Here is a 14,295-nt window from a genome sequence, read left to right as displayed (position 1 = left end):
GTCTTATCTATGACTGGTAACACTGGTAACTGAGGTAACACCCAGGCATAGCAAGGGGTTGCGGTGTTACCAGTGAAATATTGCTACTGGTAACACTGGTAACGAAGCATGGGCCGTTACCAGTTGATACCAGTCGAAAATAGGCAGTGGTAACAGGTTTTATTCTTATATATCAAGGATGTTACCAGTGTTCCCACAGTTACCAGTCAAAAAGGATAAAGAGAAGGTGAAAACCGGCCTGCGGAGGCTTCTTTCCTGGCTGGCGGTGTTGAAAGATTGAAGGAGTAAAAAGGAATGCGAACATTTACGGTGGTTTGCCCCGATTGCGAGTCGAAAGCCATTATTAGTAAGACGAATCGCAAGCATAAGATGCTTGCGGATGTGTATTGCACCTGTAGTAATCCGGAATGTGGTCACCGGTTTGTGGCTAATGTGACGTTTTCCCATACCCTGTGTCCTAGTGCATTGACGCACGGTCAGATGATCCAGAGTTTGCTTAAGGGGATTACTCCAGAACAACGAGCAGACACCATTGGGTGGCTCAAGGCGGCTCAGGATAAAGAAACACAAGAGGCAAAGGCCAGAGTACCCGATCCCATCAAACCTGTCGTTACGCGGCGCAAACACGCCGATTACGTCGCGAAGCAGTAATGTCATCATATGCCACGGCATAGGGGTTATATCGGCAGTTTAGATTACAGCTTTTTCAGTTGAATGGTTTACATCCACACCTCGCGAAGCCGCGCCCTGCGCGGCTTTTGCGTTTTTTGTCATTGTGCTGCGGGAGGTGATTTTAAAGACTTTATCTCACGTAAAACAAAAAAATCTAATTTAATCATATTGTTGTGATAGTGCGGGGGAGGTTAAATTGAGCGGTCTACTGAAAAATACTGAAATTCTTTTCAATCTTTTCAGTTGGCTATTGCTTACAAAAGCCCAGCAGCGGCGAGGGCTGGCGGGGGAATTTGAAGAAAAATAAAACTGAAAAATTTTTATGATCCAAAATGTGCAGGCGGGTGCGGTGTAGTGCCGTTTTCGCAAAAAAAAACAACCATGGTTTAATTATTAGCGTTATAACTAAATTGTCATGTGTTGACTTATAATTTCGATGGACTTATCAACACAATTATCATGTAATAAATCCAATTATAAAGCACATGAGATATCCAAATTGGCATATGAAATTGATTTGATGGATGAATCTGATCGTGGTGCCGTCATTGTTGGTGCCGACATGATTTCTAATGAGTTGACGGATTTATTATTGTTTATTTTTAAAAGGAATGGGGTTTCTAAGAAAATAATAAATGAGATTTTTTCTTTAAATGGCCCTCTTGCCAATTTATCTTCAAAGATTTCCATTTGTTATTCCTTTGGTGTGATTGATAGGGGTTTATATGACGATTTGAATAAAGTTAGAAGGTTTAGGAATAATCTCTCGCACTCTTCTGGAGTATTTGATTTTACATCAAATGATGTGACTGAATTATTGATGGAGATTGATGTTTTTTCTAAAACAGCAAAGTCATGCAATCACATTAAGCGTTACTCCTTTAATTCCAATGACAAGGATGATTCTCATGGTATTAGCCAGGGTGAAGCTTTGAAGTTCTGGGAGTCAAGATCTATGGGGTATGTAAGTTACAATAAAATGGTATTCGTTCTCGGTGTGCATAAGTTACTGCATGAAATTATAATGGCTAAGAAAAATGTAATTGATAATTAAATAGGGGGCTGTATGCTGATTGATGAAGTTATTTCTTTAAACTATAAAAGTTGCAATGTATGTGATTTAAGTGTGAGAAACGAAAGGCCAAATATCCTCATAGGTGAGAATGATTGTGGTAAAACCTCGATGCTTTTTAGTATGCGTTTTTTACTGGATAGCTCATCAACTATAAATTTCCCCAATTCTAAGTCAGAAAAAAATGATGTGTCGCATACAGTAAAAGATACTGCTTTTATTAATTCATTCTTGAATTCAAAGGGTATTCCTAACCTATTTGATGTGGGCGATGAGGGTAGCTATGTCGTTTTTGCAGGGAAGTTTATTGTAGAGGATTTCGATATAGATAATGAAAGAGATATATCCCCTCATTTGAAGTGGGTTATTGAATCGTCTAGACGTAGAGGTGGTTACTTCTGGAAAGTTAGAGTGTTCAACTCTAATACTGGTGAGTCTAACGTTTATTATGCAAGTGATTTTCCAGTTGATAGTGAGTTGGATAATATCTTTGGTATGACGCAAAATCAAATAAATGCTGCCATGTCCCGATTTAATAGTGGCAACGAAAATTTGATAAATGATAACGGGGAAGGGAGCTACTCAATATATGAAAAGGCGCGCTCAATAGTATCTACAGTTGAATCTAGTTATAGATGTGTGTGCTTTAAAGATGATTCTAACAGGAAAAAATGGAAATCTGATTTAAAAGTATTTCCTGAATATTCCTATCTGAGCTGGAATGAATCATTAGAGTTAATTACTAAGATAGCTTCAACTATACTTGATGAGTCGATAGATGTAGAAATAAATAGAGCGGAAAAATTCTCTAGATTATTAAAGAGTCGGGCTCAAAGTAAAATAGATGCACAACTACAATCATTAGGTATTCAAAATGAGGTTTCAAGTATAACTTCTATCAGTGCAGGTGTTTCTTTCGAGCTTCAGAAAAAACTTACTGATCTTTTTGTTCAGAAAGTGAACTCTCAAAGTGAAGTTCATATTGAAAACCAAGGAGAAGGAATCAAGCGACAAATATGGTTTGGTCTCCTAAAGCTTCAGGCTCAACTGTCAGTTAATAACCATAGCAATAAAAGATATATTTGGTGCTTTGATGAGCCGGAAACGCATTTACATCCAAAAGCTCAAAGGGAGTTTTTTGAAACAATAAAGACGCTTGCATCTGAAAACTTTCAAGTTTTAATAAGTACTCATAGCACAATATTTGTTGATTCTAGTAAGGTTGATGAAATAAATACATTCAAGCTATTATCTAGTTACACTCAAATTGGTCGTGCAAGTAATGTACAGAGTATATATGATGTTTTAGGTTTGAAAAATAGTGATTTCCTTTTCTTTAATAAATTCCTCATAGTTGAAGGAAATACTGAGGAGACTCTAATTCCTGAACTTTATAGAATGTATAAGATGCGGACACTTAAGGAAGATAATATTCAGTTGATAAATCTGAAAGGTTGCACAAATGCTAATTTGGCTGAGGAAATGCTAAATCAATTAATTAGTGGTTTCTCAAAAACAGATGATTTGGCTATTTATCTTTTTGATTCTGACACGAAAAGAGCTCCTACAGAAAAGGTTCATATCGTTGGAAAGCAAGACTTAGAAGATGAAATTCCGGTAGATGTATGGTTGTCGATAATTGAGGATGTATATCAAGATTCTATACAAGTGACAGAGAATGACATCCTAGCTATTATCGATGCAATACCAGATGTTATGGATGGTCAGGATTGCCCTGAAAACCAAAAAATGGCATCAAAGTTAAGGAGTCTAATATACAATAAGTTATCTGATGTTGGTCAGGCTGAAAAAATAAATGATTGGCCTAATAAGAGTCATGATTGGGGCAAGAAAATATCTGAATATATGACGATTGAAAGAATTCCGGCGCCGATTCTTAGGGCCTTTGATTCTCTACATATTTAAATTTTTGTTGGGGGGGAGCATCCCTCGCTAACGAAATTAGAATACCATTGAAGCATACCACGTCGGTTTTTGAAATATTGCGCATGGTTATAGGTTCCACGAATAGAGTTCTTATCAACATGCGCAAGCTGCATTTCAATCCAAACGCTTTCAAAGCCATGTTCGTGCAAAATGGTGCTCATCGTATGGCGGAAACCGTGCCCAGTAGCTCGGCCATGATAACCGAGCATCTTGATCACTTTGTTGATGCTGGCTTCACTCATTGGCTTACGTACATCGTTTCGGCCAGGGAACAGCAACGAATAGCGCCCTGTGAGTACTTTTAGTTTTTCCAGGATCTCTATAGCTTGGGTTGAAAGCGGCACCAGGTGGGGACGACGCTTCTTCATCCGTTCTTTTGGCACTTCCCACAATGCATTATCAAAATCGAATTCCGACCATTCGGCAGCGCGTAGTTCTATAGTGCGAACGCCGGTTAGAATTAGCAGTTGTGTAGCATATTTCGTTAGTTTACTACCCCGGTAGTTATTGAGTGCGCGCATAAACTCTGGCAATTCGCTTTCAGTTAAGAAAGGGTAATGACCGTTCTTGGGCTTATTCAGCGCGCTAGCTAGATCTGGTGCCGGATTATAGGTAGCTCGACCGGTTACTACAGCGTAACGGAAAACTTCACCACAGCGCCTTCTGATCTTACTTGTTAGCTCCAGTGCGCCACGCTTTTCTATCTTTTGCAAAACGGTAAGCAACTCCAAGGGGGCGACTTGATCGATTGGTCGGTTACCGATGTAAGGGAATACGTTGTTTTCAAAGCCGCGCATTACATAATCGGCGTAATCTGTTGACCAAGTTGGAAGTTTGGAAGTGTGCCATTCGCGCGCGATAGCTTCGAAAGTATTGCTGTTGGAGTGGGCGAGGGCAATTTTATTTGCTCTACGCGCATCGCTAGGGTTTATGCCATTGGCTAATTGATTTCGGGCCTCATCTCGCTTTTTTCGAGCTTCAGCAAGTGAAACGTCACCGTAGACACCAAAAGAGATCATCTTTGCCTTGCCGGCAAAACGGTAGCGGAAACGCCAACCCTTGCCGCCATTGGTATCAACGAGAAGTGACAGGCCGCTTCCATCATTCAATGTATAGGGTTTGTCCTGGGCTTTTGCACGGCGTATCTGTACATCTGTGAGTAGCATAATGTGTATAACCAAAACTTCGAACCTGGAGTTATACGCAGTATTATACACATTGATGCTTGGATTTCACTAAACAGTATTGGACGTTGTTAGACAATGTGTTGGGTGAACTGATTGTTATAAAAGGATTTTATAGAACTCTTTGGATATATTGAGACATATTAATGGTGTCCCCGACTGGAATCGAACCAGTAACTAGCCCTTAGGAGGGGCTTGTTATATCCGTTTAACTACGGGGACGCTGCGGACCGGCAACCGAAGCTGCCGGGGCATTATACCTTTTTTTACCCGCAGAATAAGCGCTTAGCGGCGCGTTTGCTCAATACCTCGCCAGTTCGCGCCGAAATTTCCTCGGCTAACCGACGGCGATCACGGTTTTTCCCCGTCGTGGCGCCGTTTTTCCTCTTGCAGGCGCGCCGCCTTATTTTTGGCGCTCAAATCGTTGCGGATTTGCGCGTGGCTGATCAGCGCAAAGATAAAGGTGCCGCCGATGATGTTGCCCGCCAGCGTCGGCAGGGCGAACGGATAAACGAATGCTTGCCAGCCAATCGCGCCGTTGAACACCAGATACAGGATCTCCACCGAGCCGACCACGATATGCGTCAAATCGCAAATCGCCACCAGGTAGGTCATCAACACGATCACCCAGATTTTCGCCGCGCCGGCGGCCGGGAACATCCATACCATGGTGGCGATGATCCAGCCGGCCAGGATGCCGTTGGCGAACATTTCTCCCGGCGTATGGCGCATCACCTCTTCGCCCAGGCTGATGAAGGCGCGGCGCGTTTCGGCGTCGAACAGCGGCATATGGGTAAACGCCAGCGCCGCCAGCGCGGTGCCGATCAGATTGCCGAGCAGCACCACGCCCCACAGGCGCAGCAGGATAAGCAGGTTGCGCGGCGTGGGTTTATGCATAATGGGCAGCACCGCCGTGACGGTGTTTTCGGTAAACAGCTGCTGGCGCGCCATGATGACAATGATAAAACCGAAGGTGTAGCCGAGGTTCTCAATGAAAAAGCGGCTGGGATCGTCCGGCAAGCGGGCGTGGAAAATGCCTTTCGCCGCCAGCGAGGCGCCCATCGACAGCCCGGCGGCGATCGCCGACCACAGCAGCGCCAGCCCGTCGCGCTCCAGCTCTTTTTCGCCTTCCATTCGGATCTGTTCATGCACCGCCGCCGCGCGTGACGGCAGATTCTCTTCCCTGACTTCGATTTCGCGTTTGCCCTGTTCCTGCTCTTCGCTCTCTACCTGCATTGTCTCATCCGGCTCGTGCTGCTGGCGTTGCTGGTCGTTCATGCTGTCGCTCCTGCTCAATAAGGGTGAGGTCACGTCATTAAGCGTAGTTGCCCGGCCAAAATGCGGCGAAATACATAAAAAGGTAACAAGAGTTAAAATCCGCCGATTTTTTCCACGCATTCTTGATCCTGCTCGCCATATTGGCCCCTCGGCGCGCCCGCCGCAGGCTGCGTGTGGGGAAAGGCTTATGCTATGATTCGCTATCCCAAAGAAAAATATGAGTTCCCTGATGCTGGAAGCCAAAAGTCTGAGTTGCGTGCGCGATGAGCGCATCCTGTTTAGCGAGCTAAGCTTTTCAGTTCAGCCGGGCGATATCATTCAGGTAGAAGGGCCGAACGGCGCGGGCAAGACCAGTTTGCTGCGCATCCTCGCCGGTTTGGCGCGGCCGGACGGCGGTGAGGTGTGCTGGCGCGGGCGCAACACGCTGCGCGATCGCGCGGCGTATCAGCAAGATTTGCTGTTTATCGGCCATCAACCTGGCATCAAAGCCGTATTGACACCCTTCGAAAATCTGCAGTTTTATCAGGCGGTGCGCGGCGCGGCCGAGCATCAGGCCATCTGGCGCGCGCTGGAGCAGGTCGGGTTGGTGGGGTACGAGGATCTGCCGGTGGCGCAGCTTTCGGCCGGGCAGCAGCGGCGGGTGGCGCTGGCGCGATTGTGGCTCAGCGCGGCGCCGCTGTGGATCCTCGATGAACCCTTGACGGCGATCGATAAACAGGGCGTGGCCGAGTTGATTAGCCTTTTTGAACAACATGCGCAGCGGGGCGGCATGGTATTGTTGACCACGCATCAGGATTTGGCCGGCGTCAGCCAAACGGTGGGCAAAATTCGTTTGGCGGAACACGACGCGGGGAGTTTGTGATGTTTTTGACTCTGGTGCGTCGCGAATTGAAGATCGCCTGCCGTAAAGGGTCGGAGATCGTCAACCCGCTGTGGTTTTTCCTGATTGTGATCACGCTGTTCCCGCTGGGGATTGGCCCTGAACCGCAGCTGCTGGCGCGCATTGCGCCGGGCATCGTGTGGGTGGCGGCGCTGCTGGCCTCGCTGCTGTCGCTGGAGCGGCTGTTTCGCGACGACTTTCTCGACGGATCGCTGGAGCAGCTGTTGCTGCTGCCGACGCCGCTGCCGATGACGGTGCTGGGCAAAGTGTGTGCTCACTGGGTCGTGACGGGATTGCCGCTGCTGATCCTGTCGCCGCTGGTGGCGCTGCTGTTGTCGCTCGATATGCAAACCTGGCTGGCGGTGGCGGGTACGCTGCTGCTCGGCACGCCGACGCTGAGCCTGATCGGCGCTATCGGCGTGGGGTTGACCGTCGGCTTGCGCAAAGGGGGCGTGCTGCTCAGCCTGCTGGTGCTGCCGCTGTATATCCCGGTGCTGATCTTCGCCACCGGCGCGATCGACGCCGCCTCGATGGGCATGCCGATCGACGGTTACCTGGCGATACTCGGTGCGATGCTGGCGGGCAGCGTGACATTGGCACCGTTTGCCACCGCAGCGGCGCTGCGAGTGAGCGTGCACTAGCTAACGTATTGAATGAACAGACGGGGCAAGGCCGACAAGAGCGTACCCTGCAGAAGATTTTCGCCGTTTCGATCGCTCGGGGCGGCCGACGCATAAAAATTACCGTGAGCACTGACGACAATGTGGAAATGGTTACATCAACTGGCGCGGCCTGAACGGCTGTATCACGTCTGCGGCCGCTTTGTCCCCTGGCTGGGGCTGGCGGCGGCGGCCTGCCTGCTGCTTGGCTGGGCATGGGGCTTTGGTTTCGCGCCGAAGGATTATCAGCAGGGCGACAGCTTCCGCATCATTTATATTCACGTGCCGGCGGCCATGTGGTCGATGGGCATCTATGCCTCGATGGCGGTGGCGGCGTTTATCGGCCTGGTGTGGCAGATGAAAATGTCCGATACCGTGGTGGCGGCGATGGCGCCGATCGGCGCGGTGTTCACCTTTATCGCGCTGGTGACCGGCTCCGCCTGGGGCAAGCCGATGTGGGGCACCTGGTGGGTGTGGGACGCGCGGCTGACCTCCGAGCTGGTGCTGCTGTTCCTTTATATGGGCGTCATCGCGCTGTATAACGCTTTCGAAGACCGCCGCCTGGCGGGCCGGGCCGCCGGCATTCTGGTGCTGGTGGGCGTGGTGAACATTCCGATCATCCATTTCTCCGTCGAATGGTGGAATACGCTGCATCAGGGCTCGACCAACATGCAGCAATCCATCGCGCCAAGTATGCGCACCCCGCTGCGTTGGGCGATCCTCGGCTACCTGCTGTTGTTCGTTACGTTGACGCTGATGCGTCTGCGCAATTTGATTCTGTTCCAGGAGCGCCAGCGCCCGTGGGTTGCCGGGCTGGTGAATAAGGAGCGTCAGTCATGAATGCCGCATTCGATTCCTGGCCGGCGTTTTTCGCCATGGGCGGTTATGCCTTCTATGTCTGGCTGGCGGTCGCCGTCACGCTGATTTCGCTGTTGGGGCTGGTGGCACACACCGTCTGGCAGCGGCGGCAGTTGCTCGCCGAGATCGGCCGCCGTCAGGCGCGCGAGCGGCGCATTCGCCATGCGCAACAATCAAAACAAAAATCCGCCGCACCGCGGGAGAAATCATTGTGAATCCACGTCGTAAAAGCCGCCTTTATCTGGCGATCGTTGTGCTGATCGGCATTGCGCTGACCGCAACCCTGATGCTGTACGCGCTGCGCTCCAACATCGATCTGTTCTATACCCCGGGTGAAATCCTGCAGGGCAAGGGCGAAAATCATGAGAAGCCCGAGGTCGGCCAGCGGCTGCGTATCGGCGGCATGGTGATGCCCGGCTCGGTGAAACGCGATCCCAATACGCTGCAGGTCAGCTTCAAGATTTACGACGCGCGCGGCGCGATCGGCGTGACCTACACTGGCATTCTGCCGGACCTGTTCCGCGAAGGGCAGGGCGTGGTGGCGCAGGGCGTGCTGGGCGAGGGCAACGTGGTCAATGCGCGCGAAGTGCTGGCCAAGCACGACGAGAAATACACGCCGCCAGAAGTGGCCGACGCGATGAAAGAGAATCACAAAGGGCCGGCGGAAGCGTATAACGCGCCGCAGGCGGAGGGTGCCAAGTCATGATGCCGGAACTGGGCAGTTTTCTGCTGTGCCTGGCGCTGGCGATCGCGCTGTTGCTGAGCATCTACCCGCAGTGGGGCGCGGCGCGGCAGGACAGCCGCATGATGGCGGTGGCCCGGCCGCTGACCTATGGCATGTTCGCGGCGATTGCGCTGGCGTTCCTGTGCCTGGTGCATGCCTTCGTGGTCAACGACTTTACCGTCGCCTACGTGGCCACCAACTCCAATACCCAACTGCCGGTGTATTACCGCATCGCCGCCACCTGGGGGGCGCACGAAGGTTCGCTGCTGCTGTGGGTACTGCTGCTGAGTTGCTGGTCGCTGGCGGTGGCGTTGTGCAGCCGGGCGATGCCGCAGGACGCGGTGGCGCGGGTGCTGTCGGTGATGGGCATGATCACCGCCGGTTTCCTGCTGTTCATCATCATGACCTCCAACCCGTTCACCCGCACGCTGCCGAACTTCCCGATCGACGGCAGCGATCTCAACCCGCTGCTGCAGGATATCGGCCTGATTTTCCACCCGCCGCTGCTGTACATGGGCTATGTCGGCTTCTCGGTCGCCTTCGCGTTCGCCATCGCCTCGTTGATGGCCGGCCGGCTCGACACCGCCTGGGCGCGCTGGTCACGCCCGTGGACTACCGCCGCCTGGGTGTTCCTCACGCTGGGCATCGTGCTCGGATCGGCCTGGGCCTACTATGAGTTGGGCTGGGGCGGTTGGTGGTTCTGGGATCCGGTGGAGAACGCCTCCTTTATGCCGTGGCTGGCCGGCACCGCGCTGATGCATTCGCTGGCGGTGACCGAGAAACGCGGCACGTTCAAAGCCTGGACGGTGCTGCTGGCGATCACCGCCTTCTCGCTGTGCCTGCTGGGCACCTTCCTGGTGCGCTCCGGCGTGCTGGTCTCGGTGCACTCCTTCGCCTCCGACCCGGCGCGCGGCATGTTTATTCTCGCCTATCTGGTGATCGTCATCGGCGGTTCGCTGCTGCTGTACGCGGTCAAGGGCGGCCAGGTGCGTAGCCGTGTACAGCACGAGACCTTCTCGCGCGAGACCTTCCTGCTGGGCAATAACGTGCTGCTGATCGCCGCCATGCTGGTGGTGCTGTTGGGCACGCTGCTGCCGCTGGTGCACAAACAGCTGGGGCTGGGCAGCATTTCGATCGGCGAGCCGTTCTTCAATACCATGTTCACCTGGCTGATGGCGCCGCTGGCGCTGCTGTTGGGCATTGGGCCGCTGGTGCGCTGGCGCCGCGATGAGCCGCGCAAGCTGTGGCGGCGCCTCGGCGTAGCGCTGCTGGCGACGTTGGTGCTGTCGATTCTGCTGCCGTGGTTGCTGCAGGACAGCATCGCCGGCATGACGGTGGTGGGCCTGATCATGGCACTGTGGGTGATCATCCTGACGCTGATGGAGCTGCATGAGCGCGCCACCCATCGTCACGGTTTCTGGCGCGGCCTGCGGCAGCTGTCCCGCAGCCACTGGGGCATGGTGCTCGGCCACCTCGGCGTGGCGGTGACGGTGATCGGCATCGCCTTCAGCCAGAACTACAGCGTGGAGCGTGACGTGCGGATGAAGGCCGGCGACAGCGTGGATATCCACAATTATCATTTCGTGTTCCGCGACGTGCACGACATCCGCGGCCCGAACTACAGCGGCGGCGTCGGTATCATCGACGTGACGCGCAACGGCAAGCCGGAGGCGACGCTGCATGCGGAGAAACGCTACTACAGCGTGGCGCGCAGCATGATGACCGAGGCGGCGATCGACGGCGGGTTCAGCCGCGATCTGTACGCGGCGCTGGGCGAGGAGCTGGAAGACGGCTCCTGGGCGGTGCGCCTGTATTACAAACCCTTCGTGCGCTGGATCTGGTTCGGCGGCGTCTTTATGGCGATCGGCGGCCTGCTGTGCATTCTCGACCCGCGTTATCGCATGAGCAAAAAGCTCAAGCGCGAAGGCAAGCTGGAGGCGCAATCATGAAGCGTAAGCTGCTGTTTATCCCGTTGGTGCTCTTCCTGCTGCTGGTGGCGGCCCTGATGGTGCAACTGACGCGCAACGCCGGCGGCGAAGATCCGACCATGCTGGAGTCGGCGCTGATCGGCAAACCGGTGCCGACCTTCAGGCTGGAATCGCTGGATCAGCCCGGCAAAACCTACGATCAGGCGGTGCTGCGCGACGGCAAGCCGATATTGCTCAACGTCTGGGCCACCTGGTGCCCGACCTGCCGCGCGGAGCACCAGTATCTCAATACGCTGGCGGCGCGCGGCGTGCGGGTGGTCGGCCTGAACTATAAAGACGATCGTGCCAAGGCGGTGACCTGGCTGAATTCCCTCGGCAATCCCTATGCGCTCAGCCTGTACGACGGCGACGGCATGCTGGGGTTGGATCTCGGGGTGTACGGCGCGCCTGAGACCTTCCTTATCGACGGCCAGGGGATCATTCGCTATCGCCACGCCGGCGACATGAACGAGCGCGTCTGGCAGCAGGAAGTGCTGCCGCTGTATAAAAAGTACGGGGGTGAGGCATGAGGCTGATTGTTCTGCTGTGTGCCGCACTGCTGAGCTGGAGCGCCGCCGCGGCGATCGATACCTATCGCTTCAACTCCGTCGAGCAAGAGCAGCAGTATCGCGAGTTGACCGAACAGCTGCGCTGCCCGAAATGTCAAAACAACAGCATTGCCGATTCCAACGCCATCATCGCCGCCGACATGCGCACCAAGGTGTACGAACTGATGATGCAGGGGCAAAACAAGCAGCAGATTATCGATTACATGGTGGCGCGTTATGGCAACTTCGTCACCTACGAGCCGCCGGTAACGCCGGCGACGCTGATCTTGTGGATCGGCCCGCTGCTGTTCGTATTGATCGGCGGGGCGGTGGTGATCCTGCGCACCCGTCGGCGGCCCGATGCGGCGGCGGATGATGAATTCTCCGAACGGGAACGGCAGCGCCTGGCGGCGCTGTTGCAAGAGACTGACAGGAAGAAACCCTAATGGCTTTTTGGCTGATTATTTGCGTGTTGTTGGCCGGCGCCGCCGCGTTGCTGGTGGTGCCGGCGATGCGCCACGGCAAGCAGAGCGCCGCCACGCACGATGCGTTGAACAAGGCGTTTTATCAGGATCGCCTCAGCGAGCTGGAGCAGGATGAGCAGCAGGGCGTGGTGGCCGAGCGCCCGGAGCTGGTCAAAGAGCTGCAACAGAACCTGTTGAACGACATCCCGGCCGAGCAGATGGTGCAGGCGAAGCCGATCAACCGCTGGGCGCTGGTGCCGGGCGTGGTGTTACTGCTGGCGGTGACCGTTGGCTTTTATCTGAAAACCGGCGGGTTGGCGCAGGTGCTGGACTGGCGTCTGGTGCAGGCGCAAATGCCGGAATTGCGCGAGCGCGTCGCCAACGAGCGCGCCAAACCGCTGAGCATGGAAGAGATTGCCCGTCTCGGACTGGGGCTGCGCACCGCGCTGCAGCAGGACGATCGCAATATCAACGACTGGATGATGCTGGGGCGCGTCGGCATGGCGTTGAACAATGCCACTACCGCCACGCAGGCCTTTGCTCATGCTTATCAATTGGATCCGAATAGTCTGGAAGTGCGGCTCGGCTATGCCGAGGTCTTGACGCGCTCCAACGATCCGGAGGATAACAAGCAGGCGACGCAGCTGTTGCGGCGCATGATCGCGGAAAACCACAGCGATCCGCGGGTGCTCAGCCTGCTGGCGTTCAATGCCTTCGAACAGGGCGATTTCAAACAGGCGATTGGCGCCTGGCAAGTGATGCTGCAGCTGCTGCCGGCCAACGATCCGCGCGCGGAAGTGATAAAGCGCAGTATTGCACAAGCAAAAGCCCAGGCCGGCGGAGAAACTGTTAAACTGAATGTGACCGTTGCGCTGTCACCGCAGGCGGCGAAAGCCATGCCGCCGCAGGGGACGCTGGTTATCTCGGTGACCGACGGCGTCAGCCCGGTGCCGGTCGCAGTAAAACAATTGCCGTTGAGCCGTTTTCCGCTGTCTTTCTCACTGGATGACAGCAACGCCATGATGCCCGAGCGTCTGCTCTCGGCGCAGCATCAGGTGCAGGTGCGTGTGCGCCTCTCACAGGACGGATTGGCCACGCCGCAACCGGGGGACTGGTTCGGCGAAAGCTCGCTGCAGACATTCAGCGGTAAAGAGCAGGTTAGCGTTCAGATAAACAAGCAGGTCCCTGAAAAATAAGACCGAACGTGTTTTTATGGAGAAAAATATGAACTTTCGCCTGACTGGGGTGGCATTCGCAGCGGCATTACTGGTGGGCTGTGCCAGCGCGCCAGACAATGAGCCGCAAGGGCGTTCTGATCCTCTGGAAGGATTTAACCGGACGATGTTCGACTTCAACTACAACGTCCTGGATCCTTATATCTTGCGTCCGGTCGCGGTGGCCTGGCGTGACTACGTGCCGATGCCGGCGCGTAACGGCATCAGCAACTTCACCTCCAACCTGGAAGAGCCGGCCAGCATGGTCAACGCCTTCCTGAAGGGCGATCCTTACCGCGGGATGATCCACTTCAACCGTTTCTTCCTGAACACCCTACTCGGGATGGGCGGCCTGATCGACGTGGCCGGCATGGCCAACCCGAAACTGGCGCGCGAAGAGCCGAATCGCTTCGGCAGCACGTTGGGGCATTACGATGTGGGTTACGGCCCGTACGTGATGTTGCCGGGCTATGGCAGCTTTACCCTGCGTGACGAAGGTGGCGACTTTGCGGATACGCTGTATCCGATGCTGAGCTACCTGACCTTCTGGATGTCGGCGGGCAAATGGGTGGTCGAGGGTATCGAAACCCGCGCTCAACTGCTGGATTCCGACGGTCTGCTGCGCAATTCCTCCGATCCTTACATCATGGTGCGCGAAGCTTACTTCCAGCGCCACGATTTCATCGCCAACGGCGGTTCGCTCAAGCCGGAAGAGAACCCGAACGCCAAGGCGATTCAGGGCGAACTGGACGAGATCGACTCGCAGTAATCCCGGGCATTATGCCAATGAAAACCCGCCGTCAGGCGGGTTTTTTTATGCCCGCGCGA

General features: G+C 53.9%; 15 protein-coding genes and 1 tRNA gene. 13 read left to right on the top strand and 3 right to left on the bottom strand.

The annotated features are described in order from the left end of the window. The first annotated feature begins 294 nt into the window (after positions 1-294). The 3 genes from ACJ8J4_RS08725 to ACJ8J4_RS08715 all read left to right on the top strand — a co-directional run bounded on the left by ACJ8J4_RS08725 (position 295) and on the right by ACJ8J4_RS08715 (position 3,670). Entirely contained in the window at positions 295-651 is a 357-nt protein-coding gene (locus tag ACJ8J4_RS08725) for an ogr/Delta-like zinc finger family protein (protein WP_308333561.1), read from the top strand. Between the two features lie 520 nt (positions 652-1,171). Beyond that, on the top strand, positions 1,172-1,726 hold the full coding sequence (locus ACJ8J4_RS08720; RefSeq protein ID WP_442516057.1) for an MltR family transcriptional regulator: 555 nt from the start codon (positions 1,172-1,174) through the stop codon (positions 1,724-1,726). A 12-nt stretch (positions 1,727-1,738) separates the two neighbouring features. Further along, the gene (locus tag ACJ8J4_RS08715) at positions 1,739-3,670 is read left to right on the top strand and encodes an AAA family ATPase (protein ID WP_117287375.1); all 1,932 of its coding nucleotides are present in this window, start codon (positions 1,739-1,741) and stop codon (positions 3,668-3,670) included. On the opposite strand, the gene ACJ8J4_RS08710 is transcribed toward ACJ8J4_RS08715, so the two are convergent. The 3 genes from ACJ8J4_RS08710 to ACJ8J4_RS08700 form a co-directional block, all read right to left on the bottom strand. Then, the gene (locus tag ACJ8J4_RS08710; protein ID WP_442516065.1) at positions 3,667-4,857 is read right to left on the bottom strand and encodes a tyrosine-type recombinase/integrase; all 1,191 of its coding nucleotides are present in this window, start codon (positions 4,855-4,857) and stop codon (positions 3,667-3,669) included. The genes ACJ8J4_RS08715 and ACJ8J4_RS08710 overlap by 4 nt on opposite strands. A gap of 165 nt (positions 4,858-5,022) precedes the next feature. Beyond that, positions 5,023-5,097 (bottom strand) — tRNA-Arg (locus ACJ8J4_RS08705). A gap of 129 nt (positions 5,098-5,226) precedes the next feature. After that, entirely contained in the window at positions 5,227-6,153 is a 927-nt protein-coding gene (locus ACJ8J4_RS08700; RefSeq protein WP_049294898.1) for a formate/nitrite transporter family protein, read from the bottom strand. Between the two features lie 229 nt (positions 6,154-6,382). On the opposite strand from ACJ8J4_RS08700, the gene ccmA reads away from it, so the two are divergent. The 10 genes from ccmA (at position 6,383) to mlaA (ending at position 14,236) form a co-directional block, all read left to right on the top strand. Next, positions 6,383-7,015 carry a cytochrome c biogenesis heme-transporting ATPase CcmA gene (gene ccmA, locus ACJ8J4_RS08695; protein ID WP_015378626.1) on the top strand — a complete coding sequence of 211 codons (633 nt, stop codon included), beginning with the start codon at positions 6,383-6,385 and terminating at the stop codon, positions 7,013-7,015. After that, complete coding sequence (ccmB, locus tag ACJ8J4_RS08690; protein ID WP_025303731.1) at positions 7,015-7,674, top strand: heme exporter protein CcmB; 660 nt, start codon at positions 7,015-7,017, stop codon at positions 7,672-7,674. The genes ccmA and ccmB overlap by 1 nt, the downstream gene beginning before the upstream one ends. A gap of 120 nt (positions 7,675-7,794) precedes the next feature. Then, complete coding sequence (locus tag ACJ8J4_RS08685; RefSeq protein ID WP_033653722.1) at positions 7,795-8,532, top strand: heme ABC transporter permease; 738 nt, start codon at positions 7,795-7,797, stop codon at positions 8,530-8,532. Beyond that, positions 8,529-8,765, top strand: a complete 237-nt coding sequence (gene ccmD / locus ACJ8J4_RS08680; RefSeq protein ID WP_025303729.1) for a heme exporter protein CcmD — start codon at positions 8,529-8,531, stop codon at positions 8,763-8,765. The genes ACJ8J4_RS08685 and ccmD overlap by 4 nt, the downstream gene beginning before the upstream one ends. Continuing rightward, positions 8,762-9,256, top strand: coding sequence for a cytochrome c maturation protein CcmE (ccmE, locus tag ACJ8J4_RS08675; protein WP_004936264.1), 495 nt, complete (start codon positions 8,762-8,764; stop codon positions 9,254-9,256). Before ccmD ends, ccmE begins: the two co-directional genes overlap by 4 nt. After that, positions 9,253-11,223 (top strand): heme lyase CcmF/NrfE family subunit, encoded by a 1,971-nt coding sequence (locus ACJ8J4_RS08670; RefSeq protein ID WP_025303728.1) that lies wholly within the window; start codon positions 9,253-9,255, stop codon positions 11,221-11,223. The genes ccmE and ACJ8J4_RS08670 overlap by 4 nt, the downstream gene beginning before the upstream one ends. Next, positions 11,220-11,771: a DsbE family thiol:disulfide interchange protein gene (locus ACJ8J4_RS08665; protein ID WP_015378623.1), complete on the top strand. Its 552-nt coding sequence runs from the start codon at positions 11,220-11,222 to the stop codon at positions 11,769-11,771. Before ACJ8J4_RS08670 ends, ACJ8J4_RS08665 begins: the two co-directional genes overlap by 4 nt. After that, a complete protein-coding gene (locus ACJ8J4_RS08660) occupies positions 11,768-12,235 on the top strand; it encodes a cytochrome c-type biogenesis protein (protein WP_043140196.1) in 468 nt (155 codons plus the stop codon). The genes ACJ8J4_RS08665 and ACJ8J4_RS08660 overlap by 4 nt, the downstream gene beginning before the upstream one ends. Further along, positions 12,235-13,449, top strand: a complete 1,215-nt coding sequence (ccmI, locus tag ACJ8J4_RS08655; RefSeq protein WP_442516056.1) for a c-type cytochrome biogenesis protein CcmI — start codon at positions 12,235-12,237, stop codon at positions 13,447-13,449. The genes ACJ8J4_RS08660 and ccmI overlap by 1 nt, the downstream gene beginning before the upstream one ends. Positions 13,450-13,477: 28 nt before the next feature. After that, positions 13,478-14,236 (top strand): phospholipid-binding lipoprotein MlaA, encoded by a 759-nt coding sequence (mlaA, locus tag ACJ8J4_RS08650; protein WP_025303725.1) that lies wholly within the window; start codon positions 13,478-13,480, stop codon positions 14,234-14,236. The last annotated feature ends 59 nt before the right edge of the window (positions 14,237-14,295 follow it).

The organism is Serratia sp. CY47280, from assembly GCF_052168655.1.
Lineage (GTDB): Bacteria > Pseudomonadota > Gammaproteobacteria > Enterobacterales > Enterobacteriaceae > Serratia > Serratia bockelmannii.
This window is presented reverse-complemented; position numbering and strand designations above follow the sequence as displayed.